This window comes from Pseudomonas sp. R4-84 (assembly GCF_054130985.1).
In genome coordinates this window covers 749,147-773,836 of record NZ_CP096390.1, presented here as the reverse complement: position 1 = coordinate 773,836, position 24,690 = coordinate 749,147, and the positions used below count along the sequence as shown (strand labels likewise).

General features: G+C 62.7%; 23 protein-coding genes. 14 read left to right on the top strand and 9 right to left on the bottom strand.

The genetic code is table 11. From position 1 onward, the window contains the following. Positions 1–8: 8 nt before the first annotated feature. Both M1D68_RS03575 and M1D68_RS03570 read right to left on the bottom strand, forming a co-directional pair. Complete coding sequence (locus M1D68_RS03575; RefSeq protein WP_030140338.1) at positions 9–488, bottom strand: LabA-like NYN domain-containing protein; 480 nt, start codon at positions 486–488, stop codon at positions 9–11. A gap of 128 nt (positions 489–616) precedes the next feature. After that, positions 617–1,372: a DUF2076 domain-containing protein gene (locus tag M1D68_RS03570; RefSeq protein WP_457969300.1), complete on the bottom strand. Its 756-nt coding sequence runs from the start codon at positions 1,370–1,372 to the stop codon at positions 617–619. Between the two features lie 178 nt (positions 1,373–1,550). Between M1D68_RS03570 and M1D68_RS03565 the strand changes: the two genes are divergently transcribed. Both M1D68_RS03565 and M1D68_RS03560 read left to right on the top strand, forming a co-directional pair. Further along, the gene (locus M1D68_RS03565; protein WP_420767306.1) at positions 1,551–2,210 is read left to right on the top strand and encodes a hypothetical protein; all 660 of its coding nucleotides are present in this window, start codon (positions 1,551–1,553) and stop codon (positions 2,208–2,210) included. Beyond that, on the top strand, positions 2,207–3,286 hold the full coding sequence (locus M1D68_RS03560; RefSeq protein ID WP_445571285.1) for an endonuclease/exonuclease/phosphatase family protein: 1,080 nt from the start codon (positions 2,207–2,209) through the stop codon (positions 3,284–3,286). Before M1D68_RS03565 ends, M1D68_RS03560 begins: the two co-directional genes overlap by 4 nt. Positions 3,287–3,415: 129 nt before the next feature. Here M1D68_RS03560 and hrpB read toward each other — a convergent pair whose 3' ends face one another. Beyond that, positions 3,416–5,932, bottom strand: a complete 2,517-nt coding sequence (gene hrpB, locus M1D68_RS03555; protein WP_457969298.1) for an ATP-dependent helicase HrpB — start codon at positions 5,930–5,932, stop codon at positions 3,416–3,418. Positions 5,933–6,027: 95 nt separating this feature from the next. Between hrpB and M1D68_RS03550 the strand changes: the two genes are divergently transcribed. Further along, on the top strand, positions 6,028–6,447 hold the full coding sequence (locus M1D68_RS03550; protein ID WP_420767309.1) for a polyribonucleotide nucleotidyltransferase: 420 nt from the start codon (positions 6,028–6,030) through the stop codon (positions 6,445–6,447). Positions 6,448–6,474: 27 nt separating this feature from the next. After that, complete coding sequence (locus tag M1D68_RS03545; RefSeq protein ID WP_420767310.1) at positions 6,475–7,368, top strand: cation diffusion facilitator family transporter; 894 nt, start codon at positions 6,475–6,477, stop codon at positions 7,366–7,368. A gap of 178 nt (positions 7,369–7,546) precedes the next feature. Here M1D68_RS03545 and M1D68_RS03540 read toward each other — a convergent pair whose 3' ends face one another. Then, entirely contained in the window at positions 7,547–8,551 is a 1,005-nt protein-coding gene (locus M1D68_RS03540) for a DUF6515 family protein (RefSeq protein ID WP_434562160.1), read from the bottom strand. A gap of 413 nt (positions 8,552–8,964) precedes the next feature. Here M1D68_RS03540 and M1D68_RS03535 point away from each other — a divergent pair, with 413 nt between their 5' ends. Beyond that, the gene (locus M1D68_RS03535; protein ID WP_039594083.1) at positions 8,965–9,444 is read left to right on the top strand and encodes an Lrp/AsnC family transcriptional regulator; all 480 of its coding nucleotides are present in this window, start codon (positions 8,965–8,967) and stop codon (positions 9,442–9,444) included. A 250-nt stretch (positions 9,445–9,694) separates the two neighbouring features. Next, positions 9,695–9,904 (top strand): DUF2788 domain-containing protein, encoded by a 210-nt coding sequence (locus tag M1D68_RS03530; RefSeq protein ID WP_003228500.1) that lies wholly within the window; start codon positions 9,695–9,697, stop codon positions 9,902–9,904. On the opposite strand, the gene M1D68_RS03525 is transcribed toward M1D68_RS03530, so the two are convergent. The 4 genes from M1D68_RS03525 to M1D68_RS03510 form a co-directional block, all read right to left on the bottom strand. Then, positions 9,899–10,465, bottom strand: coding sequence for a pseudouridine synthase (locus M1D68_RS03525; protein WP_457970677.1), 567 nt, complete (start codon positions 10,463–10,465; stop codon positions 9,899–9,901). The two genes, M1D68_RS03530 and M1D68_RS03525, sit on opposite strands and share 6 nt — an antisense overlap. Before the next feature lie 138 nt (positions 10,466–10,603). Further along, positions 10,604–12,103 (bottom strand): AMP nucleosidase, encoded by a 1,500-nt coding sequence (gene amn / locus M1D68_RS03520; protein WP_305501175.1) that lies wholly within the window; start codon positions 12,101–12,103, stop codon positions 10,604–10,606. Positions 12,104–12,263: 160 nt separating this feature from the next. Then, complete coding sequence (locus M1D68_RS03515) at positions 12,264–13,913, bottom strand: acyl-CoA dehydrogenase family protein (RefSeq protein WP_434701239.1); 1,650 nt, start codon at positions 13,911–13,913, stop codon at positions 12,264–12,266. 74 nt (positions 13,914–13,987) lie between these two features. Next, a complete protein-coding gene (locus M1D68_RS03510) occupies positions 13,988–16,372 on the bottom strand; it encodes a 7TM diverse intracellular signaling domain-containing protein (RefSeq protein WP_457969294.1) in 2,385 nt (794 codons plus the stop codon). A gap of 299 nt (positions 16,373–16,671) precedes the next feature. Between M1D68_RS03510 and M1D68_RS03505 the strand changes: the two genes are divergently transcribed. The 4 genes from M1D68_RS03505 to M1D68_RS03490 all read left to right on the top strand — a co-directional run bounded on the left by M1D68_RS03505 (position 16,672) and on the right by M1D68_RS03490 (position 20,194). After that, positions 16,672–17,469, top strand: coding sequence for a hydroxymethylpyrimidine/phosphomethylpyrimidine kinase (locus M1D68_RS03505; protein WP_457969292.1), 798 nt, complete (start codon positions 16,672–16,674; stop codon positions 17,467–17,469). Between the two features lie 15 nt (positions 17,470–17,484). Beyond that, positions 17,485–18,111: a thiamine phosphate synthase gene (gene thiE, locus M1D68_RS03500; RefSeq protein WP_457969290.1), complete on the top strand. Its 627-nt coding sequence runs from the start codon at positions 17,485–17,487 to the stop codon at positions 18,109–18,111. Positions 18,112–18,137: 26 nt separating this feature from the next. Beyond that, the gene (gene hemL, locus M1D68_RS03495; protein WP_420767316.1) at positions 18,138–19,421 is read left to right on the top strand and encodes a glutamate-1-semialdehyde 2,1-aminomutase; all 1,284 of its coding nucleotides are present in this window, start codon (positions 18,138–18,140) and stop codon (positions 19,419–19,421) included. A 218-nt stretch (positions 19,422–19,639) separates the two neighbouring features. Next, positions 19,640–20,194, top strand: a complete 555-nt coding sequence (locus M1D68_RS03490) for a tetratricopeptide repeat protein (protein ID WP_420767317.1) — start codon at positions 19,640–19,642, stop codon at positions 20,192–20,194. Positions 20,195–20,334: 140 nt separating this feature from the next. Here M1D68_RS03490 and M1D68_RS03485 read toward each other — a convergent pair whose 3' ends face one another. Then, positions 20,335–20,664, bottom strand: coding sequence for a DUF1820 family protein (locus M1D68_RS03485; protein WP_003185742.1), 330 nt, complete (start codon positions 20,662–20,664; stop codon positions 20,335–20,337). Positions 20,665–20,796: 132 nt separating this feature from the next. Between M1D68_RS03485 and miaB the strand changes: the two genes are divergently transcribed. The 4 genes from miaB (at position 20,797) to M1D68_RS03465 (ending at position 24,683) form a co-directional block, all read left to right on the top strand. Then, positions 20,797–22,125, top strand: a complete 1,329-nt coding sequence (gene miaB / locus M1D68_RS03480; RefSeq protein WP_420767318.1) for a tRNA (N6-isopentenyl adenosine(37)-C2)-methylthiotransferase MiaB — start codon at positions 20,797–20,799, stop codon at positions 22,123–22,125. A 216-nt stretch (positions 22,126–22,341) separates the two neighbouring features. Next, complete coding sequence (locus M1D68_RS03475; RefSeq protein ID WP_434609410.1) at positions 22,342–23,352, top strand: PhoH family protein; 1,011 nt, start codon at positions 22,342–22,344, stop codon at positions 23,350–23,352. Beyond that, a complete protein-coding gene (ybeY, locus tag M1D68_RS03470; protein WP_434562148.1) occupies positions 23,345–23,803 on the top strand; it encodes an rRNA maturation RNase YbeY in 459 nt (152 codons plus the stop codon). Before M1D68_RS03475 ends, ybeY begins: the two co-directional genes overlap by 8 nt. Before the next feature lie 40 nt (positions 23,804–23,843). Beyond that, a complete protein-coding gene (locus tag M1D68_RS03465; protein WP_420767321.1) occupies positions 23,844–24,683 on the top strand; it encodes an HlyC/CorC family transporter in 840 nt (279 codons plus the stop codon). Positions 24,684–24,690: the final 7 nt, after the last annotated feature.

The following is a 24,690-nucleotide window of genomic DNA, read 5'->3' as shown; positions in this document are numbered from 1 at the left end:
CTTGAAGATCAGTTCTTGAGCAGCAGCGCGCCTTCAATGGGCACGTAGCGGCTGGCGGCGCGGATCAGCGAGTTGGCGGTCAGCCCCGGTACACCGTAGGCCACCGCCTGCACGCCATGCTTGCTGATGATGCGTTCGAGCAGCATGTCGAAATCGCCGTCGCCGGAGGCCAGCACCACCTCATCGACGTGATCGGCGGCGTCCATGATGTCCAGCGTGATGCCCACGTCCCAGTCGCCCTTGGCCGAGCCGTCGCTGCGCTGGATATAGGGCTTGAGCTTCACGGTGAAACCGAGGTTGCGCAGGATCTGCTGGAACTGTTGTTGCTTGCTGTCGCCGCGATCGATCGCGTAGGCATAGGCCTCAACGATCTGACCCTGTTTGCTGACATCAGCCCACAACGCCGCATAGTTGAAATGGCAGCCGTAGGCTTGGCGCACGGTGTAATAGAGGTTCTGGACATCGGCGAACACTGCGATTTTTTTCACCGCGTTTCCTCATGAGTGCACACGCGCGCAGGCCACCAGGCCCGAAAAGTCGCCCAGTATGCCAGCCTCAAGGAATGTTCCGCGAATAATCGGCCCGAGGCGGCTGGGCGCCTCGGACGAATGGCAGGTCAGACGAAGGAGTCGTCGTCGCCGAAGAAGGACGAATCGTCGCTGTAATCCGCGTCGCTGAAACCGCCCGGGTCGTTGTCGTAGGTACTGTTGTCGGCCGTGCGCGAGTCATCGCCCCAACCGTTGCCACTGTTATCAACCGTGTCGTTGACGGGTTGGGCCGGTTCTTCCTTGAGAATCTCGACGATTTCCTGAGGCTGATTGCTATGGAAGAGGCTGCTGATGCCTTGGGCCAGCATCACGCCACCGGCCACGCCCGCTGCGGTTTTCAGCGCACCGCCCAGGAAGCTGCCCGCCGCTGGGGCTTGCTGCGGCGGCGCGCCATAGTTGCCGGGCGCTGCGCCGAAGCCTTGCTGTGTCGGCGTATTAAAAGATGGCCGTGCCGGTTCGCGCCAGCCGCCACCGCTGGGTGTCGGCGCGCTTGCGGGGCGTGAATCTCGGTTGCTGCCGCCGAAGATGCTTGAAAGAAAGCCACCGCCACCGCTTGGCGCCGATGCCTGGTTGCGCGCCTGCTGCAACTCGGCTTGCAATTGCTCGACCTGCTGGGCGAGTTGCTTGTTCTGCTCGTCCAGTCGCTTGATCGCCGCCTCTTGCACCAGGATCGCCTGGGCCATGAAATAGCCCGCCGCAGGCTGCTTGGCCAAATGCTCCTTGATCCGCGCCTCAGCCTGGGCGTCGCGCGGGGCTGAATCCTTTTCGGCCTGTTGCAACCGTGAAAACAGTCCATCGATCAGGGTTTGTTCTTCGCTGTTCATGGCGACCTCATCAGATTGCCGAATAAAAAACCAGGCCGGTCCGCAAAAGACCGGCGCCCGTCTGTAATGGGGCCCGCCAAGACGCTTTCAATGGTCTTTACCTGATGTTTACGTTTGTTTATGCGGGCAGCTGATGGGTAAAGTGTCGGACCGCTTTTCTGAACTGCGATACCGACCCATGAATCCGTTAGAAGTACTGCGTGACTCCTTGTATTTTTTCAAGCGCCATCTGGGCCGGATCGCCCAGTTGTGCCTGCCGCTGGTGATACTTGAAGCCGTGCTGCAACAAGGGGTGGACAGCGCCGTCGGGGCCGAGGGCTTTTCCGGTTACAGCGTGATCGTCGGGCTGTTGGTATACCCGCTGTACACCGCGGCGTTGATTCTGTTTCTTGACGCCCGCAGTCGTGGCGAAGCCCCCCGCCCTCGCGACCTGCTCGCGGCCTCGCTCCTGCAATGGCCACGCTTTGCCTTGCTGACCGCCCTCAATACGCTGCTGATCCTGATTGGCATCTCGTTGTATTTCCTGCCAGGGCTTTGGCTGATGGTTGTCCTCGCCTTCGGTGAGTATCTAGTGGTACTCAAAGGCTTGGCACCACTGGCCGCGATGAAGGAAAGCCTGCGCATGAGCCGCGGTCATTTCTGGCGGATCCTGCTGTGTATCCTGGCGGTGATGATCCCGCTGTGGCTGCTCAAGGGCGCCAGCGTCTCGGTGTATCCGCCGCCGCAAAACCCCTTGGTCAGTTTGCTGATCGACAGCATCCACAGCTTCCTGCAATTGTTCACTACGGTGGTGCTGTTCCGAATGTTCATGTTGATTGCAGAAAAACCTGAGCCATGACCCGCCTGCTGCGATACGCCCTGCTGGGCCTGCTGTTGATTGTCGGAATCGGCGCCTTTTCGGTTTATGGCCTGACCTGGCGTCCACAGGCCCGGGAAACGCTGCCCGTCAGCTGCGCCGCCAACGCCGCGCCGCTGATGCCCGGCCAGGCCTTGAAAGTCATGACCTGGAACGTCCAGTTCCTGGCCGGCAAGCGCTATGTGTTCTGGCACGACCTGGCCCAGGGCAACGATGAAAGCCCGACTCCCGAAGACATGGCCTTCAGTCTGGACGAAGTGGCTCGGGTCATTCGCGACGAGCAACCAGACGTGGTGTTGCTCCAGGAACTGGACAACGGCGCCAAGGCCAGCGAGTACCAGGACCAGCTCAAGCTGTTGCAGGAACGCCTGGCCGACCTCTACCCGTGCGGCACCAGCGCCTTCGATTGGAAAGCCGACTTCATTCCCGATCCGCGCATCTTCGGCAGCGTCGGCCGACAGCTGGCGACGCTGAGCCGCTACCGCATCGACCATGCCGAGCGGGTGCAATTGCCGGTGGCCGATGGGAACTTCATCAGCCGTCAGTTCCAGCCGAAAAACGCCTTGCTCGTGAGTTACCTGGCCCTTAACGGCGGCGGTCAACTGGCGGTGCTCAATACGCACCTGGAGCGAGCCACGCAGCCGCACGACACGGCGCGCAGGCAGGTCGAAGCGATTTCCAAGTCCCTCGACAAGCTCGAGTCCGCTGGCACGCCCTGGCTGATCGGGGGCGATTTCAACCTGTTGCCCCTGGGCCAATACCGGCGCCTTTCGATCGAACAGCGCTCGCCCTACTCCGCGGACAGCGAGCTACATTTGCTGTGGGACAAATACCCGATGATCCCCACCAACAACGAGGCCAGCGGTATCGACCGCACGCACTGGCTGACCCACTACCCCAACGACCCCGGCCTCAACGGCCCCGACCGCACCGTTGACTACCTGTTCTACAGCCCACGCCTCAAGCGGGTCGAAGCCCAGGTCCGACAGGACGACACGTTGCGCATTTCCGATCATTTGCCGGTGATTGCGCGTTTTTTGTTGCCGGCGATGCCTTAGTCAGACTCGCCTTGCCCACTGTGGGAGCGAGCTTGCTCGCGATCGCGGTGTGTCTGCCAATACTGATGCAGCTGATTCGCCGCCATCGCGAGCAAGCTCGCTCCCACAGTGGGCCTGCGGTGGGACAGGTCACTTGCGCGGCTTGACCCGCGCCGTCGCTTCAGCCACCAACGGGTCGTCCGGCCAGTAATGCTTGGGATAGCGCCCCTTGAGGTCCTTCTTCACCTCGGCGTAGGTGCTGCGCCAGAAGTTCGCCAGGTCCTGGGTCACCTGCACGGGCCGACGAGCCGGCGACAGCAGGTGCAACTTGACCACCTGCCGCCCCCCAGCAATGCGCGGGGTGTCGGACAGGCCAAAGAGTTCCTGCAAGCGCACCGCGAGGATCGGCGGGTGTTCGCTGTAGTCCAGGCGGATCGACGAGCCCGAGGGCACGCTCAAGTGGTGCGGCGCCAGTTCATCCAAGCGTTGCGGCAGTGGCCAGGGCAGCAGGTTATGGACGATGCTCGACAGATCAAGGTTGGCGAAATGACTGAGTCGCGACACCCGTCCCAGGTACGGCATCAACCAGTCTTCGAGGCTGCCCAGCAACGCTGCGTCGCTGACATCCGGCCACTCGCTCTCGCCCCTGGCCTCCAGGTCGAGCCGGCGCAACAGCGCCACCCGAGCCTGCCATTGGCGCAGTTCTGGCGTCCACGGCAGCAGCTCCAGGCCCTTGCGCCGCACCAGGTTGACCAGCGCCTGGCTTCGGGCGGCTTCATCCAGCCCGGTCAATGGCTCGCGACTGAGCACCAGCTCGCCGACCTTGCGCTGGCGCTCGGCGCGCAGTACGCCTTCGCGCTCATCCCAGTCCAGCTGGTCGACCGTATGCACCTGCTCGGCCAGCACCGAGTCGAACAGCGTCGGGTCGAAATCCGTCGCCAGATAAATCCGCTCTTCGCGCTGGCCTTGGCGGCTGCCCAAATCGGCAATGACCAGCCAGGGTTGCTTCATCAGGCTGTCGGCCTCGGCAAACAGCGCCGCACGACCGTTGGCCAGGCGATACTCCGCGCCGCCGGGCCGGCGCTGTTGGGCGACGCGATCCGGGTAAGCCAGCGCCAGCAGCGCGCCGAGCCAACGTGGATGATCGGGATCGGCCACGGCTTCCCCAGCCTTGCCCCGCAAGTAACCGCGATATTGCCGGGCCAATTGCCGCGCCCGCTGCACACCACCCTGGGCGCCGCGTGCCGCCCGTTCCTCGCCGGAGAGCAAGGCCAGGCGACTATGCAGGTCCGCGCCAGCGCCGCGAAGAATGTCGCGCTCGCCCAACAACGCGGCGACGTTGCAGGCCATGTCCGCCAGCCCCAGCCCCTGGCCGCGCAACAGCAAGTGGGCGATTCGCGGATGAGCCGGCAGTTCGGCCATGGCCTGGCCGTGGCGGGTCAGTTGGCCGCCATCGAGTGCGCCGAGACGTTGTAGCAGGTCTTGGCCCTGGGCATACGCGGCAGTCGGCGGGACGTCGAGCCACACCAATTGCTGCGGCGTCACGCCCCAGCGCCCCAATTGCAGGGCCAGCCCGGCCAGGTCCGCCGAAAGAATTTCGGCGCTGCCATAAGCGGCCAACTGTTCGTGCTGGTCTTCGGACCACAGCCGATAGCACACCCCCGGCTCCAGGCGTCCGGCACGGCCGGCCCGCTGGGTCGCGCTGGCGCGGGAGATGCGCTGGGTGTCCAGGCGGGTCATGCCGCTGCCCGGATCGAAACGCGGGACGCGGGCGAGCCCGGCATCCACCACCACCCGCACGCCATTGATGGTCAGGCTGGTCTCGGCGATGTTGGTCGCCAGCACGACTTTGCGCAGCCCGGGCGGTGCCGGATCGATGGCGGCGCGCTGGGCCGTCAGGTCCAGTTCACCGTGCAACGGGCACAGCAACACGTTGCCGCCGTCGCCAAGGGCGTCGGTCAATTGTTGATGAACCCGGCGGATTTCGGCTTGCCCGGGCAAGAACACCAGCACGCTGCCGGTTTCGTCGTACAGCGCTTCGAGCACGGTCTGCACCAGTCGCGGCTCGATGAATTCCCCAGGTTGGAACGGCCGGCCCCAACGCACCGTCACCGGGAACATCCGTCCTTCGCTGCGCAGGATCGGCGCGTCGTCCAGCAATCCCGCCAGGCGCTCGCCTTCCAGGGTCGCGGACATCAGCAGAATTTTCAGTGGCTGGTCTTCGCGAAACAGCTCCCGGCCATTGAGGCTCAAGGCAAGGGCGAGGTCGGCGTCGAGACTGCGCTCGTGGAATTCGTCGAAGATCAGCAGCCCCACGCCTTCCAGCGCCGGATCGTCCTGCAGGCGGCGGGTGAGAATGCCTTCGGTGACCACTTCAATGCGCGTGTTGGGGCCCACCTTGCTGTCGAGGCGAATCCGGTAGCCCACGGTTTCACCGACCTTTTCCCCTAGCTCACTGGCCAGGCGCTCGGCCGCCGCCCGTGCCGCCAGGCGCCGGGGTTCGAGCATGAGGATGGTCTGCCCGGCCAGCCAAGGCTCGTTCAGCAGGGCCAAGGGAACACGGGTGGTTTTACCGGCGCCGGGGGGCGCTTCGAGCACCGCTTCGTGGCGCGAGGCCAGGGCTTGGCGCAGCGCGGGTAAAACTTCATCAATCGGCAAAGAAATCATGCTGGCTCCAAAACAGAGGGTTGAGTATAACGGCGAACTGTTTGGCGTGGTCTGGACTCCAACCAGCAACGCCCATACCTGCTCAGGAGATTGCTATGCGTATTCCCTTTCGCGTGATCGGCGGCGTCCTGGTCGCCACCCTGCTGACCCAGATCAGCGCGTGCGGCTCGATCTTCTACCCGGACCGTCGCGGCCAGATCGAAGGCAAGATCGACCCGGCCATCGCCGCGCTCGATGCCGTTGGCCTGCTGTTCTACATCATCCCCGGCCTGATCGCCTTCGCCGTGGACTTCGCCACCGGCGCGATCTATTTCGAGCCGGGCCGCAGCGTCCAGATCGAGCCAGAAAAACTCAAGCCGGCCATCAACCCCGACGGCACGGTCAATAACCACAAGCTGCAAGCGATCCTGGAAAGCGAGCTGGGCCGCAGTTTCCCGCTGGATGACCCACGTCTTATCCAGCACAAGGGCAACGTCCAGCAACTGGCCGCGTTCGGCCTCAAACCCGCCGCATAAGAGGCGCAGCCCAAGGAAGACCGCGCCATGACCACCCGCACCGAACACGCTCGCCTGCTGCGCATGGCCACCCGGGCATCGGTGGCCGTGGCGCTCGTGCTGATCGTCGCCAAGGCGCTGGGCTGGTGGCTCAGCGGCTCGGTCAGCATGCTCGCCGGCCTGACCGACTCGGCGTTGGACGGCGTCACCTCGCTGCTCAATCTGCTGGCGGTGCATTACGCGCTGCGCCCCGCCGATGAAGATCACCGCTACGGGCATGGCAAGGCCGAATCCTTGGCCGGCATGGCCCAGGCGCTGTTTATCGGCGGCAGCGCGGTATTGATCGCGTTGCAGGCTTTCGAGCGGCTGAAGGACCCGGTGCCCGTGGACGCGCCCTGGCTCAGCGTCGGCGTGATCGTGTTTTCCCTGTTGCTGACCTTGGCCCTGCTGGCGCTGCAGCATCGGGTCATCCGCGCCACCGGCTCCAATGCCGTGCGCGCCGACTCGCTGCATTACCGTTCGGATTTGTTGCTCAATGGCAGCATCCTGGTGGCGCTGGTCCTGGCCGGGTTCGGTTGGTATCAGCTCGACGCCTGGTTCGGCCTGGGGATCGCGGTATACATCCTGTGGAGCGCGATCCAGATCGCCCGGGAAAGCTTCGCGGTGCTGATGGATGAGGAGTTGCCGCCCGACGTCAGCCAACGCATGCTCGAGCTGGCCTGCGCGGTGCCCGGCGTGATCGGCGCCCATGACCTGCGCACGCGGGTCTCCGGCAACCATTGGTTCGTGCAACTGCACCTGGAACTGCCGGGGGAACTGACCCTGTCAGTGGCCCACGGCATCAGCGACCAGGCCGCCGATGCGATCCAGCGTGCTTATCCGAAGGCCGAAGTGCTGGTGCATGCCGATCCGTCGGAAGTGGTGAAGCGCGCCAGCGCCTAGCTCGTGCACACAAACTTGTGGCGAGGGGATTTATCCCCGTTGGACTGCGAAGCAGTCCCAAAGCAGCCAACTCAATCTGCCTGGCACACCGAGGCGGTGGTTCAGGGCCGCTTCGCACCCCAGCGGGGATAAATCCCCTCGCCACAAAAAGCAGCGTCCGCACGATCTTTGCCACGCCTCAGTACGTCACTTGATACCCACGGCTACTCAAGCAATTGCCCTGCGCCTGGCGATAGGTCTGCACCACCTCCGGCGCCGGCGGGTAGGTGTAGTTGCGCGGGTCGAACCCACTCTGCTGCACCGCCCAGCGATAGCAATCGTAGCCGTCCTGGTTGACCTGTTCCCGGGACTGGCCGTTGGCCGGATAAGCCACCACATCAAAACTGTTGCCCTGCGGTTGCGGCTGCGGGTTGGCGACCGGCGCGTCGACCACGACGTAGTCCTGGGTATTGGCTTCGTAGATGTAATAGGCGCCGGCGGCGAGGAAGAACAGCGAACTGCCGATCCAGACCTCGCGGGCATAATCGGGCAGATAACGGGTGCGAATGCCCCGTGGCGGCTGGACCACGACATAACGCGGCCCTTGAGGGCGATACCAGTAGCCACCGGAGTAGAAATAATCGTGGCCGCGATAAGGCACACGATAATTGCGATCCGGGAAGCGATCGATCACATAACCCGGGCGATATTGCGGCCCCGGCCCCCAGCCGTTGCCATGGCCGTCAGGCCGGCCGGGCCAGTGCTGCTCGGGACGCCCCTCATGACCGGGACGAGGCCCGCCATTGGGGTAGCCATCGTTGCGGCGCGGGATGTCGCGGTAGTAGCCCGGTTGCGGTTCACGGGTCTGGTTCACGCTGTCGGGCCGGCCCTGGATCGGCAGGTTGTTGCCCGGCTGTTGCGGTGGGCGGCCGTGACTGTTGGGGTCCTGCGGTGGACGCTCATATTGCTGTCCACCCGGGTTTTGCGGCCTGACCTCGAACTGTCGGCTGTTATCGCCCCGGATGATCTCGTTGCTTTGCTGCCTGGGTTGCCCTGAATAACCCTGGCCGTTGCCGCCTCGTCCGTTCTGCCCGCGGTCACCGTCCGGGCCGCCACGGTTTTGCTGATCGTCGGCCACCCCCTGCGCACTGACACTTGCCCACAACAGACCAACACCTGCCAAACGCCAGATGCGCGACTTCATGAATTTCCTCACAACGGTTCGGGGCCTGGACGTAAGACTGGAAAAGCCCAGGCCGGTTCGGCGATAGGTTATCAGTCGCGGGGTTTATTTCGCAGGCATAAAAAAGGGAGGCCCGTCGGCCTCCCCTTGAGAATCTAGTCCGTGCTCGACGCTTTTGACGTCGGCTCACCTCACGCCGTCTTCTGGACAGTGTGCAGCTCGGGGGTCTGCCAGTACCGGTGGGTACTGCGACCGCAGCCGGCCGGATTGGGCGGGCTGCACTGGACTGTTTGTCCGAGCAGTGATCTTGGTGATAAGCATAGGCCCGAGGCATCGGCAGGCGATTGCGAAGATTGCTCGAATAAACTCCACTTGCGCAATTTTTACCTCAGGATGGATAATCCAACGCAATTAACCGGATAAAGGCCCGCTCGATGAGCAAACTTGACCGTTACGACCTGAGTATTCTGGCGGAATTGCAGCGCGACGCACGTATCTCCAACCAGGAACTGGCCGAACGCATCGGCCTCTCGCCCTCACCGTGCTCGCGGCGGGTCAAGCAGTTGGAAGACGACGGCTATATCACCCGCCAGGTTGCCCTGCTCGATCGCAAGATGCTGGGCCTGAGCCTCACCGCCTACGTGCTGATCGGCATGGATCGCCACACCCCCGATCGCTTCGAGACCTTCGAAGCCGCGATCCGCAACCTGCCGCAAGTACAGGAATGCAGCCTGGTCACCGGCATCGATGCAGACTACCAGCTCAAGGTGGTGGTGCCGGACATGGACCACTATCAGAAATTGCTGTTGGGGCATCTGACCCGAATCGAAGGGGTCACCAGCGTGCGGTCGAGTTTCGTGTTGAACCAGGTGCTCAACAGCACCGAACTGCCGTTGACACATCTGCGCAGCTGACCGCTTTTGTGGCGAGGGAGCTTGCTCGCGCTCGACTGCGCAGCAGTCGCAAACCGGCCCACTGGCAATCAGGAACCGGTCAGATCTTTTTGGGGTCGCTGCGCAACCTAGCGGGAGCAAGCTCTCGCCACAAAAAGCTCCAGCTTGCGATGAATAGCTGCGACACACCGCCGCAGCCCAATCCTGCGCCCCGCCCCCATGCCGTATACTCGCCGCGCCTTTACAACCCCGCCAATGCCGGAGTGCCCCGATGGATCCTGCTGTTTTCGAAGAGTGGATGATGACCGGCCTGGTCAGCATCCTGATCATTTTCATGGGTTTCATCGTCTGGGACCTGGCGAAGAAGTCCAAGGCCGGGCGCTTTGGTTCGTTCATCCTGTTCTTTGTGCTGGGCCTGGGCGTCGCGGCGTTCATCATCAAGAGCGTGGTGATCGGCCTGATCGAATCCGGCGCGTTATAAGCGCGCCGGCACTTCCTTCCACTGGCCCTGGTCGAGCCCTTCGATCGTCCAATCGCCGATCCTGACCCGCACCAGCCGCAGAGTCGGCAATCCCACGGCGGCAGTCATGCGGCGTACCTGGCGGTTGCGCCCTTCGCGGATCACCAGTTCCAGCCAGCTCGTCGGCACGCTTTTACGAAAACGCACCGGCGGGTTGCGCGGCCACAACTGCGGTTCGTCCAGTTGGCGGGCCTCGGCCGGCAGCGTCACGCCGTCGTTCAATTCCACGCCATCGCGCAAGCGCTGCAGCTGTTCGTCGCTCGGCTCCCCCTCGACTTGTACCCAATACGTCTTGGCCAGTTTGTGCTTGGGGTCGGCGATTCGCGCCTGCAATTGCCCGTCGTTGGTGAGTAACAACAGCCCTTCGCTGTCACGGTCCAGCCGACCGGCCGGGTAGATGCCGGGCACGTCGATAAAATCCTTGAGCGTGGCGCGCCCTTCGCCGTCGCTGAACTGCGTCAGCACGTCAAAGGGTTTGTTGAACAGGATCAGCTTCGGCTCGGACGGCGGCGCCTTGGCCACGCGGCGCGGGGCGGAGGCTGGGGGCTTTGCGCCAGGGCGGCGGGAAACGGGACGGGGCGGTCGGGGCATGGCAGTGAAACATCTAACGGTCTGGGCCGACCATGCTAGTGGCCCGACCGTTAAATGACCACCACCTGATCAGCGGAACGGCGGCTCATCGAAACTGCGCAGTTTGCGCGAGTGCAACGAGTTGAGTTCGTTGCGCAGCAGGTCCAGCGCCGCGATGCCGATCTTCAAATGCTGGTTGACCGCTCGCTCATAAAACGCGTTGGCCGAGCCCGGCAGCTTGATCTCGCTGTGCAGCGGTTTGTCCGAAACGCAAAGCAACGTGCCATAAGGCACCCGCAGGCGATAACCCTGGGCAGCGATGGTGCCGCTTTCCATGTCCACCGCGACGGCGCGGGAGAGGTTGATCAACGGTCTCTCCTGGGCCCAGCGCAGCTCCCAGTTGCGATCGTCGTAAGTCAGCACGGTGCCGGTGCGCAGGCGCTTTTTCAGCTCGTCGCCTTTCTCGCCGGTGATGTTCGCCGCCGCCTGCTGAAGCGCCAGTTGCACTTCGGCCAGGGCCGGGATCGGGATGTTCGGCGGCACGACGCGGTCGAGGATGCCATCGCGGCGCATATAGGCGTGGGCCAGCACGTAGTCGCCGATAGTCTGGGATTGTCGCAGGCCGCCGCAGTGGCCGATCATCAGCCAGCAATGCGGACGCAGCACGGCCAGGTGGTCGGTGATGTTCTTGGCGTTGGACGGCCCGACGCCAATGTTCACCAGGGTTACGCCATGGCCGTCGCTGGCCTGCAAATGATAGGCCGGCATCTGGTAGCGGTGCCAGACCACACCCGCGGCGATGGCCGAGGCTTCGCCGTGGTCCATGTTCTTGTCGATGATCACGTTGCCCGGCAGCACCATGCGCACGAAGCGCGGGTCGCTGCGCAATTGCTCCAGGCCATGGACGATGAATTGGTCGACATAACGGTGGTAGTTGGTCAGCAGAATCCACGGCTGCACATGGCGCCAGTCACTGCCGGTGTAATGCACCAGCCGACGCAGGGAAAAATCCACCCGCGCGGCGTCGAACAGCGCCAGGGGCAGCGGGTCGGTGTTTTCCCAATCGTAGAGGCCGTCGGCGATGCCATCGGTGGCGGCCGACAGGTCGGTACTGGGGAAAACCCGCGCCAGCACGGCGGCGGTCACACCGGAGCCGGCCAGCTCATCGCCCTGCTCCACCACGTACGGGTACGGAATGTTCTGCTCGCTGACGCCCACTTCGACGGTGACAGTGAAGTCGTGCATCAACGGAACGAGTTGTTCCAGCAGGTACTTACGGAACGCGGCCGGGTGGGTGACGGTGACGCTGTAGGTGCCGGGCAACTGGACCTTGGCGTAGGCGCGGGTGGTTTGCGGGACCTCGCCGTGGCAATGGTAGGTCAGGCGCAGGGCCGGATAGCGAAACAAGGCCCGTTGCTCGGCATCCGGCTCTATGCGGTCCTTGAGATACCGCTTGAGCGCCTGGTTCAGCGCAGTGGTCGCACGCTCGTGCAGGGCCGCCAGCCGATCCACGGCTTGCTCGGCGGTTTGAACGACAATAAACGCTTCGGTCACGATCAGCTTCCTGTGTTCTGACTTGCAGGCCTTCATCTTGCCTGCATCGTGGTCCGACGGGAACAGTGGCGTATGGGTATTGCGAGAGCGAGCCTGCTCGCGATAGCGGTGTGTCAGGCACTGGGAAGGTTGGTTGTGCCGACGCTATCGCGAGCAGGCTCGCTCCCACAGGGTCATGTGCCGAACTGAGCCCTTTTTAGAAACCCCGTGGGGTCGAGCGAGCGACGATGGCCTCCACGTTCAAGCCTCGGGGCAATGCGCCGTAGACCCTGGCGCCGGCCCCAAGGCGACTGGCAATGAACCCATCGCTGACGTCGCTGTTGCCCGCTTCAAGCAGCAATCGCGCCTGCAGCCCAACAGCGATGTCTTCGGTCAATTGCCGGGCGCGGTATTGGATGTCGTCGGTGTCCTTGAATGCCGCGTGCAATTGGTCGATGTGGCGGGCCAGGCGTTTATCGCCATGGCCATCGCCCAGTTCGTTGAACAGCACTTCCAGTACGCCCGGTTCCTTGGACAGGGCCCGCAACACATCGAGGCATTGCACATTGCCGGAGCCTTCCCAGGTCGAATTGACCGGCGCCTCACGATACAGGCGAGGCAGGATGCTGTCTTCGACGTAGCCGGCGCCGCCCATGCACTCGGCGGCTTCGTTGATCATCGCGGGGGCGCGCTTGCAGATCCAGTATTTGCCCACCGCCGTCACCAGTCGGGCGAACTTGGCCTCGTGGTCGTCGTTCAAGTGGTCCAGCGCCCGCCCCATGCGCAGGCTCAGGGCCAGCGCGGCTTCGCTTTCCAGCGCCAGGTCGGCCAGCACGTTTTGCATCAATGGCTGTTCGCTCAATACTCTGCCGCCGACCTTGCGGTGCGCGCAGTGATGACTGGCCTGGGTCAGCGCCTGGCGCATCAGCGCGCTGGAGCCGACCATGCAATCGAAGCGAGTCATGGCAACCATCTCGATGATCGTCGGCACGCCTCGGCCCTCCTCCCCGACCATCCAGGCCAGCGCACCGCGAAACTCCACTTCGCTGGATGCATTGGAACAGTTGCCCAGCTTGTTTTTCAGTCGCTGGATATAGAACTGGTTGCGCGTGTCATCCGGGCGATGGCGCGGCAGCAGGAAACAGGTGAGGCCCTTGTCGGTCTGGGCCAGGGTGAGGAAAGCGTCGCACATCGGCGCCGAACAGAACCATTTGTGCCCCACTAGTTCGTAGGCCTGGCCAGGCCCGCTGGCGCCTACCGGATAGGCCTTGGTGGTGTTGGCCCGCACGTCGGTGCCGCCTTGTTTTTCGGTCATCGCCATGCCAATCGTGACCCCGGCCTTGTGGGCGATGCCGACGTTGCGCGGGTCGTACTCGGTGGCGAGCACCTTCGGCACCCAGCGCTCGGCCAGGTCCGGTTGCAGGCGCAGGGCCGGCACGCTGGCGAAAGTCATGGTCAACGGGCAACCGGTGCCGGCTTCGGCCTGGCTGTGCAGGTAGGTCATCGACGCACGGGCGACATGGGCGCCGGGTTGCGGATGAGCCCACGGCAGGCTGGGCAAGCCGTGCTCGACGGCGGTGCGCATCAACTCGTGATACGCGGGATGAAACTCCACCAGGTCGATGCGATGGCCATACCGGTCATGACTGGAAAACACCGGCGTGTTCTGGTTGGCCAGGAACCCCGCTTCCATCAACGGCCCGCCGGCCAACGCACCGTAGGCATCGATCCGCGCCTGCGCCCAACCGGCACCGAAACGCTGGGACCACTGTTGCAACGGCAGATCGATGCGGTACAGGTTGGCGCCGTCCAAGGACGGCGGCTGATTGGTGACGTCGTGGGTTTCGGCGAACTGATGCAAGTTCATGACGGGGCTCCTCGGTCGGCCAGCAGAGGATCAGTTAAGCACCGCCTCCAGGTCGATCAAAGTGGCATATCCGCCTAAATATCGGCGCTTTCACCCTGTTTCGGACAAAGCACCCGTCGCTGCAGAATCGCCTGGAGCACCTCGAACTTCACCGGTTTGCTCAAATAGTCGATCAACGCTCCAGACGGGCATCGCTCCTGTTCGAGGTTCGGACTGACTACCAGCACGGGCAGGTCCTCACAACCGGACAGCGCTCGGATCTGGCAGCAGAGCGACACCCCGTCCAATGGCGCCGAATGGCAATCGAGGAGCACCGCGTCAACACTCTCGCCCTGTAGCAGGTCCAGGGCCGCCCGACCGTTGTCGGCGGTGCGCACCCGATAGCCCAGCTTGAGCAACATGCCTCGCATGACCAACTGATCGACGGGGTTGTCGTCCGCCAGGAGTACCGTGCAGTCCTGGGGCTGGCGGGAATCCCGGCGCTCACCGAACGAAAAAGGCGTCGGGACCTCCACTGGCAAGGCGATTTCGAATTCCACGTCCAGCTGGAAACGGCTGCCGCGCCCCGGCTCGGAAATATGAGTCAAGCGCCCGTCGAGCAATTCGACCAGTTGGCGGCAGATCGCCAAGCCTACGCCGAGCCCCCCGTACTCGCGCGTCATCGAGCCATCGAGCTGGAAGAAACGCTGGTACAACGTCGCCTCGCCAAGATCGGTGAAACCGATGCCGGTGTCGATCACCGCGAATGACAGCACCAGGCGATCGAGCTCCGACGGTCGTCCACTGACCCGCAGGGCGATGCCACCCGAGCGGGTGAACTTGATAGCGTTGTCCAGCAGGCATTCCAGGCACTGGGCCAATTTAGCGCTGTCGCCCACCAACCGATCCGCCAGGCTGGGGCTTATGTCGACCTTGAAGTCCAAGCCCTTTGCCGCCGCGTTGGCACCGAACTGCACCTGCAGGGCATCAATCACACCACGCAGGCTGAACGGCGTCGGGTAGACCTTGAGCTTGCCGGCCTGCAACTCGGTAAGGGTGAGGATGCCGTTGACCATGCGCATCATGTCCCGCGCCGAACCGGCGGCGGTCTGTTGATACTGGGTCAGCTCCTCGTCCATCTCGACGGTTTCCATCAGCTCCAGGGAGCCGATCACACCGTTCATCGGGGTGCGCAATTCATGGGTGAGGGTGGCGAGGAATTCATCCTTGAGTTTGTTGCCGTGGGCCAATTGCTGGTTGAGCACTTCCAGTTTCTGTCCGGCGTCGAACAGCGTCTGGGCCTGCTGCTCGCGCATGGCGTTGATGCGGTCCGCCAGGGCCAGGGACAACAATGCCACCTCGATGGCAGAGCCGATCTGGCTGGCATACATGGTCAGGAAGATGTTCGGCAGGTAACCGAGCACCATCATCGTGTTGACGATGCCCCCCAGCAGGAACGCCGACCAGGCGATAATGAAATAACGCGCCACCCGCAGGCCACGCCACCAGGCGAACAGCCCGGCGGCGAAAATCACCACGGTAAATACCAGGGCCAACGCCGTCGCCAGGCGCAGGGCCAAGGCGTAGCTGGTCATCAGCGACAGCCCTACCACCACGGCACTGTAGGCGATCAGCGCCAGCAGCAGTCGATCGAGCCAGCGACTGTGTTGTGAGGTCTGCAGGAAGCTGCGGGCGAATTGACTGCCGAACAGCCCCGCGCAGCCGATGAAGAACGGCGTTGCGGCATTGGCCCACCAGGGATTGTCCGGCCAGAAATATTCCACCGCCGCGCCATTGACCGACAACTGATACAGGCCGAACGAGGCGATATAGAAGATGTAGTACAAATAACTGGTGTCGCGCACGCTCAGGTAAATGAACAGGTTGTAGACCAGCATCCCCAGCAGCACGCCATAGATGATCCCCAACACATACAGGCGCACCGGCTGCTGCTCCAGGTACGCCGTGCTCGACCACAGCGTCAACGGCGCCTGGATCGAACCCTGGCTTTGCAGACGCAAGTACACGACCTGGCGTTGATCCGGCTGGAAGTCCAGGCTGAACAGGTAATTGTTCTGGCGGACCTCGCGACTGGCAAAAGGCAGAGCATCGCCCGTCTGGCGGACCAGGCGATAGGCTCCGCTGCCGTCGGCCAAGTACAGGTCCAGATGATCCAGCGGCGGATACGCCAGCTCAAGCAACCAGGTCCGCTGGGCGTCGGGATTGGCAGGACGATAATGCAGGTCCACTTTCAACCAGAACGCCGAACGTGAGTAACCGGCGTTCAGCGTGGCTTTGTCATGGGGCTTGAAACGACCGGCCGCGGCCTGGGCCAGAATCTCATCGATGGAGGCCGTGCCACTGGGGTCTTCCAACACTTGCAAAGCGTGGCCCAAAGGCAGGCTTTGGGTTGATTCATCGAATTCGAGCGCACTTGCCAAGGGGGACAAGCACAGCAGCAACATCAGCAAATAGCGCATTTAAGCCCCAGCGTGGCCTGTCCGGTTGAGTCAGGAAGCCCCCCATTCCCTGAGTAGACGTAAAACCGGCATTACCTGTTATTGGTTGGATCCATCTCTAGCATAGCCGTTGATGGCCAATTTGCACCACGGAAATTTTTCCGACAAAAGGCTCTAGCACGGGCGTCTCAGCGCCAACCATTGAGATAGAGCTGTTGCTTTGGTCAGGTTGCCAATTGGTGAAGCACAAAAGTGGTCGCCAACAAAACCCTCTGAGCCCAATCACCGATAAAAGAGGTTTGGTGATAAGCTCGCGCACCATGAATATCTACAGCTCTCGCCCCGTTGTCCTCTGTCTCTCCGGCCACGACCCCAGTGGTGGCGCCGGCTTGCAGGCAGATATCGAAGCCCTGCTTGCCCAGGGATGTCATGCCGCCCCGGCCGTTACTGCGTTGACCGTGCAAGACACGGTCAACGTCAGCGATTTCCGCGTGCTGGATCGCGAGTGGGTGCTGGCGCAAGCCAATGCCGTGCTCAACGACTCCCCCGTCGCGGCGGTCAAGCTGGGCATGCTCGGCTCGCTGGAAATGGTCGTCACCGTGGTCGAGCTGCTCCAGACACACCCGCAGTTGCCGATGGTCTGCGACCCGGTGCTGCGCGCCGGCGGTGGCGGACGGCTGGGCAAGGATGAAGTCGGCTACGCCATGCGCGAGCGCCTGCTGCCCCTGGCCACCATCGCCACGCCCAACCTGCCTGAAGCACGCATCCTCGCCGAACTGCCCGAAGGCAGCGCCGATGAATGCGCCGAAAAACTGCTGCCCTTCGTCAAGCACCTGCTGATCACCGGCGGCCATGGCGACGAGCATGAAGTCCACAATCGCCTGTACAGCCGCGACGGACACCGCGAAACGTTCACCTGCCAGCGCTTGCCCGGCAGTTATCACGGCTCCGGCTGCACCCTCGCCAGCGCCATCGCCGGCCGACTGGCCCAGGGCGAACAACTCTCCAGCGCGGTCAAGACAGCCCTGGACTACACGTGGCGCACGCTGCGCGATGCCGAACAACTGGGCAAAGGCCAGTTCGTACCGCGTCGCCTACCGCTGGATTTCTGCTCGTAGCACAGGAGCCGTGGAATGAAATTACGTGGCCTTTATGCCGTGACCGACAGCCAACTGCTGGCCGGCAAGTTCCTTGCCTATGTGCAAGCCGCGCTGGAAGGCGGCGTGACCTTGCTGCAGTACCGCGACAAAAGCAGCGACGAGGCCCGCCGCCTTCGTGAGGCCGAGGCCCTGCGCAACCTGTGCGAGCGCTACAAGACCCAACTGATCATCAACGATGACGCCGAATTGGCCGCGCGCCTGGGCGTCGGCGTGCACCTGGGCCAGACCGATGGCCCGTTGGCGCCGGTGCGGGCGTTGCTGGGCCACAAGGCAATCGTCGGCTCAACCTGCCACGCCAGCCTGGAGTTGGCCGAACAGGCCGTCAACGAAGGCGCCAGCTACGTCGCGTTCGGGCGCTTCTTCAACTCCAGCACCAAGCCTGGGGCACCCAGCGCAAACCTTGAACTGCTCGAACAGGCCCGCATCAAACTGCATATACCGGTTTGCGCCATCGGCGGCATCACCGTGGAAAACGCCGCCCCGCTGGTGGCCCATGGGGTCGACCTGCTTGCGGTGGTCCACGGCCTGTTCGGCGCCGACAGCACCGCTGAAGTGACGCGCCGCGCCCGCGCCTTCAACGACCTGCTGCACATCAAATAGTCATTTCCGTTTTCGAGAGCCCTACCATGTCCCGTTCCGAAACCCTGTTTGCCAACGCCCAGAAACATATCCCCGGCGGCGTGAACTCGCCTGTTCGCGCGTTCAAGAGCGTCGGCGGCACACCGCTGTTCTTCAAGCACGCCGAAGGCGCGTATGTCACCGATGAAGACGACAAGCGCTACGTTGACTACGTCGGCTCGTGGGGGCCGATGATCCTCGGCCATAGCCATCCGGACGTGTTGGATGCGGTGCGCAAGCAGCTGGAGCACGGGCTGTCCTATGGCGCGCCGACGGCGATGGAAACCGAGATGGCGGACCTGGTCTGCTCCATCGTGCCGTCGATGGAAATGGTGCGCATGGTCAGCTCCGGCACCGAAGCGACCATGAGCGCGATCCGCCTGGCCCGTGGCTACACCGGCCGCGACAGCATCATCAAATTCGAAGGCTGCTACCACGGCCATTCCGACAGCCTGCTGGTCAAGGCCGGTTCCGGCGCCCTGACCCAAGGCGTTCCGAGCTCGGCGGGCGTGCCAGCGGCATTTGCCAAGCACACCCTGACCCTGCCGTTCAACGACCTTGAAGAAGTCGAGAAGATGCTCGGCGAAGTCGGTCAGGAGGTGGCATGCATCATCGTCGAGCCGGTGGCCGGCAACATGAACTGCGTACCGCCGGCGCCAGGCTTTCTCGAAGGTCTGCGCAGCCTGTGCGACCAGCACGGCGTGGTGCTGATTTTCGATGAAGTGATGACCGGCTTCCGTGTCGCCCTTGGTGGCGCCCAGGCCCACTATGGCGTGACGCCGGATTTGAGCACCTTCGGCAAGATCATCGGTGGCGGCATGCCCGTGGGCTGCTTCGGCGGCAAACGCGCCATCATGGAATGCATCGCGCCGCTGGGCCCGGTCTATCAGGCCGGCACGCTGTCGGGCAACCCGTTGGCGATGGCTGCTGGCCTGACCACCCTGCGCCTGATCAGCCGCCCGGGCTTCCACGCCGAACTGACCGAATTCACCACGCGCCTGCTCGATGGCCTGCAAGTGCGCGCCGACGCGGCTGGCATTCCGTTTGTGACCACCCAGGCCGGCGGCATGTTCGGCCTGTATTTCAGCGGCGCCGATGACATCGTGACCTTCGACGACGTGATGGCCAGCGACGCCGACCGCTTCAAGCGCTTCTTCCACCTGATGCTCGAAGGCGGCGTCTACCTGGCGCCAAGCGCCTTTGAAGCCGGCTTCACCTCCATCGCCCATGGCGAGGCGGAACTGAAGATTACCCTCGACGCGGCTGAACGAGCCTTCGCGGCACTGAAATAAGCCTGTGGATAACTGACGCTGGCTGACACCAGCGTCAGTTATTGCCCATAACCCACCGTGCCTTTTCCTACATATCTGCCCAACAAACCGTCGTTGCGGTTCCTTTGCAGCAGAAAAACGAGTAAAGACTTTGTAAGGATGGCCCCGCTTATTTCATAATGCGCGCTTATTGGATCCCCCGAAGGGTCCACGCGCCCCTCAGAGGTAAGTCGATTCCCATGAACCGCACCGGCCGCACCCTTGCCTTGGGCTGCCTGTTGCTCCTTCAGCCCCTGCTCGCTCATGCACAGGCAGGCGGTAACTCGTTGTTGATCCCGGCGATGGGCCGTTGCACCCTCAACACCCAGCCACAAGATCTCGCACCGGCACTCGACGCCTGTCGAAAAGCGGCCGACGAGGGCGATGCCCAAGCGCAATATGAATTGGGCGAGTTCTACTACGACGGCAAGGCCGCGCCCCGCGACCTCAAGCTGGCCCTCAACTATTTCGAAAAAGCCTCGCTACAAGGCCACGCCCAGGCGCAGTTCAAGCTTGGCGGCATGTTCTTCCATGGCGAAGGCGTACCGGCCAACAATGTCCAGGCGTATATCGTCTTGAAGATGGCGGCGGTCAACGGCGCCGAAGAGGCATTGGACACCGCCGACGAAGTCGCCGAGCAGATGCCCCGCGACGAGCTGGAAGTGGCCACCCAGGTGCTGGGGCAGATCTTTCGCAAATACCTGATGGAATTGCAGAACGCCGACGGACGCACGCCGTTCTCGCCACTGCCCTGATTAATGTTCTGGCCTTGAAGGCCTCATCGCGAGCAAGCTCGCTCCACAGTTGGCTCTCTGGCGACACAGGATTTGCGCTCACCTGCGATTTACTGTGGGAGCGAGCCTGCTCGCGATTGGGAGCAACCCGGTCTTGAACCCTACTTCTCAGGCATTGGCATCGGAAACGGCATCACATTGCCGACCGCGCCGCGGGCTTCGCTGATTTTCGGAGTGCCAAGGCGCTCGACCTCATCGATGCGCACGATCGAATGCATCGGCACGAAGCTGCGCACAACGCCTTCGAATTGCGCCTTGAGCTTTTCTTCGCTTGGGTCGACGACCACTTGTGTACGCTCGCCAAAGACGAACTCTTCCACTTCCAGAAAGCCCCACAGATCACTCTGATAGATCTGCTTGGCGTACATCTCGAACACCTGGCCCTGGTTGAGGAAAATCACCTTGTAGATTGGAGCTTCACGTTTGGTCATGGCTGGCGAAACACATCGGCGGGTAAAAATGAGGGCGCGAACTATAGCATAGCCACTGCTCGCGCAGCGGTAGGAACCGGGGGACTTGTTGCCTATAATGCGCGGTTCTTTGAATCACGTGATGATCCGTCCATGGCCAAGAAGCTTTACATCGAAACCCACGGTTGCCAGATGAACGAGTACGACAGCTCGCGCATGGTCGATCTGCTGGGTGAACACCAGGCCCTGGAAGTCACCGCCCGCGCCGAAGACGCAGACGTGATCCTGCTCAACACCTGCTCGATCCGCGAGCGCGCCCAGGACCGGGTGTATTCCCAACTGGGCCGCTGGCGTGAACTGAAGCTGGCCAACCCGGAAATGGTCATCGCGGTCGGCGGCTGCGTCGCCAGCCAGGAAGGCGCGGCCATTCGTGACCGCGCGCCGTACGTGGACGTGGTCTTCGGCCCCCAGACCCTGCACCGCCTGCCGGAAATGATCGACGCGGCGCGCGTGACCAAACTGCCCCAAGTCGACGTTTCGTTCCCCGAAATCGAGAAGTTCGACCACCTGCCCGAGCCGCGCATCGACGGCCCCAGCGCTTATGTGTCGGTGATGGAAGGCTGCAGCAAATACTGCACGTTCTGCGTGGTCCCCTATACCCGCGGCGAAGAGGTCAGCCGGCCGTTCGACGACGTGATCGCCGAGATCATCCACCTGGCGGAAAACGGCGTGCGTGAAGTGACCTTGCTGGGGCAGAACGTCAACGGCTATCGCGGCCTGACCCACGACGGTCGCCTGGCGGACCTCGCCGAGTTGATCCGCGTCGTGGCGGCGGTGGACGGTATCGACCGGATCCGCTACACCACGTCCCATCCGTTGGAGTTTTCCGACAGCCTGATCCAGGCCCACGCCGAAGTTCCCGAGCTGGTCAAGCACCTGCACCTGCCGGTGCAATCGGGTTCGGACAGAATCCTCGCAGCGATGAAGCGCAACCACACGGCGCTGGAGTACAAATCCAAACTGCGCAAGTTGCGCGCCGCAGTGCCGGGGATCTGCATCAGCTCGGACTTTATCGTCGGATTCCCTGGCGAAACCGAGAAAGATTTCCAGCAGACCATGAAGCTGATCGAAGACGTGGGCTTCGACTTCTCCTATTCCTTTGTCTACAGCCAGCGCCCCGGCACGCCGGCGGCCGACCTGGCGGATGAGACGCCCGAGGAAGTGAAGAAGGAGCGGCTCAATGCTTTGCAGCACCGCTTGAACCAGCAGGGCTTTGAAATCAGCCGACAGATGGTCGGTTCGATCCAGCGGATCCTGGTCACCGACTACTCGAAAAAAGACCCGGGCGAATTGCAGGGCCGTACGGAAAACAACCGTATCGTCAACTTCCGCTGCGACACGCCAGCCCTGATCGGCCAGTTCGCCGACGTACACATCGACGCCGCGCAACCGCACTCGCTGCGGGGTTCGCTGGTGCAGTAACTGTACAGATCCCTGTGGGAGCGAGCCTGCTCGCGAAAGCGGTCTATCGGCCAACACATGCGCTGAATACAAGACCGTTTTCGCGAGCAGGCTCGCTCCCACAATGGGCTGTGTAGGTCCTGTTGTCAGATTGCGCCGCTTAAGACCTTTCGCACCCAGCCTACTGGCGTTATCCTTGATTTCACCTTAATTGCCCCTGGGCGGCTAAAAACGACCTTGAACGCACCCATCGAACCTCATCGTTTCATTCTCGAGCCCTTTGAGGCTCGCCGCTTCGCCAATCTGTGCGGGCAATTCGACGAGCATCTTCGCTTGATCGAACAGCGCCTGGCCATCGAGATCCGCAATCGCGGGAACCAGTTCGAACTGATCGGCGATCCCAAGCACACCACCTCCGCGGAAAACCTGCTGCGCCGTCTCTACCGAGAAACCAAGGCGAGCGAGCTGTCTCCGGACATGGTCCACCTGTTCCTGCAAGAGTCGGCGGTCGAAGAACTCGACAATCACGCCCCGTCGGAACCTGCCGTGGCCCTGCGCACGAAAAAAGGCATGATTCGCCCTCGCGGCTTGAATCAGCAGCGCTACGTGAAGGAAATCCTGGCCAACGACATCAACTTCGGCATCGGCCCGGCTGGTACTGGCAAGACCTACCTGGCCGTTGCCTGTGCGGTCGACGCGTTGGAGCGCGAACAGGTGCGCCGCATCCTGCTGGTGCGTCCCGCCGTCGAAGCAGGGGAAAAACTCGGTTTCCTGCCCGGCGACCTGACCCAGAAGATCGACCCGTATCTGCGCCCGCTCTATGACGCGCTGTACGAAATGCTCGGCTTCGAATACGTCGCCAAGCTGATCGAGCGACAGGTCATCGAGGTCGCGCCGCTGGCCTACATGCGTGGTCGGACCCTGAACAACAGCTTCATCATCCTCGACGAAAGCCAGAACACCACCGTCGAACAGATGAAGATGTTCCTGACCCGGATCGGTTTCGGCTCCACCGCCGTCATCACCGGGGACATCACCCAGGTCGACCTGCCCCGAGGCACCAAGTCCGGGCTGAACCATGTGATCCAGGTGCTCAAGGACGTCCCGGGCATCAGCTTCACGCACTTCATGCCCAAGGACGTCGTACGCCATCCGTTGGTGCAGCGCATCGTCGAAGCCTACGAGCGTTTCGAGAACCGCGCCGATGAAGATTCGGCCGAAAGCAAAGGCAATCGCCACAATGCTTGAACTCGACCTGCAAGAGGCCAGTGAACACCCCGCGCCCAGCGAAGCCCAGTTCCGCCAATGGTGCGAACTGGCGCTGCGCCAGCGCAGCGCCGACTCGGAACTGACGATCCGCCTGGTGGACGAAGCCGAAGGCCGCGAGCTGAACCACACCTGGCGGCAGAAAGACTACGCCACCAACGTGCTGTCGTTTCCCGCCGACGTGCCCGACGAAATGCTCGACATCCCGTTGCTGGGGGACCTGGTGATCTGCGTCCCGGTCGTCGAGCGCGAGGCCGCCGAACAAGGCAAGTCACCCGAAGCCCACTGGGCCCACCTGGTGATCCATGGCTGCTTGCATTTGCTTGGTTACGACCATATGGAAGAGGACGAAGCCGAGGAAATGGAAGCGCTGGAACGAACGTTGCTTGCCGAGCTGGGTCATCCCGACCCGTATGCCGGCGACGAACACTGAAACATCAACCTGTAACGACAAAGGATTCAGAGTAATCGCTATGAGCGAAGATCGATCGACCAACGGGCAGAAGTCATGGCTGGGCAAGCTCACCCAGGCTTTTGCCCATGAGCCGAAAAACCGCCAGGAGCTGTTGGAGCTGCTGCGCGATGCACACCAGAACAAATTGCTGGACAGCGAAGCGCTGGCCATCGTCGAAGGCGCCATCCAGGTGGCTGACCTGCAAGTTCGGGACATCATGGTCCCGCGCTCGCAGATGATCAGCATCAAGGCGACCCAGACTCCCCGCGAATTCCTGCCCGCCGTGGTCGACTCCGCTCACTCGCGCTACCCGGTCGTCGGCGAGAGCCATGACGACGTCATGGGCGTGCTGCTGGCCAAGGACCTGCTGCCGCTGATCCTCCAGGAGAACGGCGACAGTTTCAATATCAAGGACCTGCTGCGCCCGGCCACGTTCGTGCCCGAGTCCAAGCGCCTGAACGTACTGCTGCGTGAATTCCGCGCCAACCACAACCACATGGCCATCGTCATCGACGAATACGGCGGCGTGGCCGGGCTGGTCACCATCGAAGACGTGCTTGAACAGATTGTCGGCGACATCGAGGATGAGCACGACGTCGAGGAAGACAGCTACATCAAGCCCTTGCCCAGCGGCGACTTCCTGATCAAGGCCCTGACGCCGATCGAGAACTTCAACGAGTTCTTCGACAGCGAATTCTCCGACGATGAGTTCGACACCGTCGGCGGCCTGGTGATGAGTGCCTTCGGCCACCTGCCCAAGCGCAACGAAACCACCGAGATCGGCTCCTGGCGCTTCCGCATCCTGAATGCCGACAGCCGCCGGATTCATCTGCTGCGCCTGTCACCCATTGCCCGTTAAACCCTGC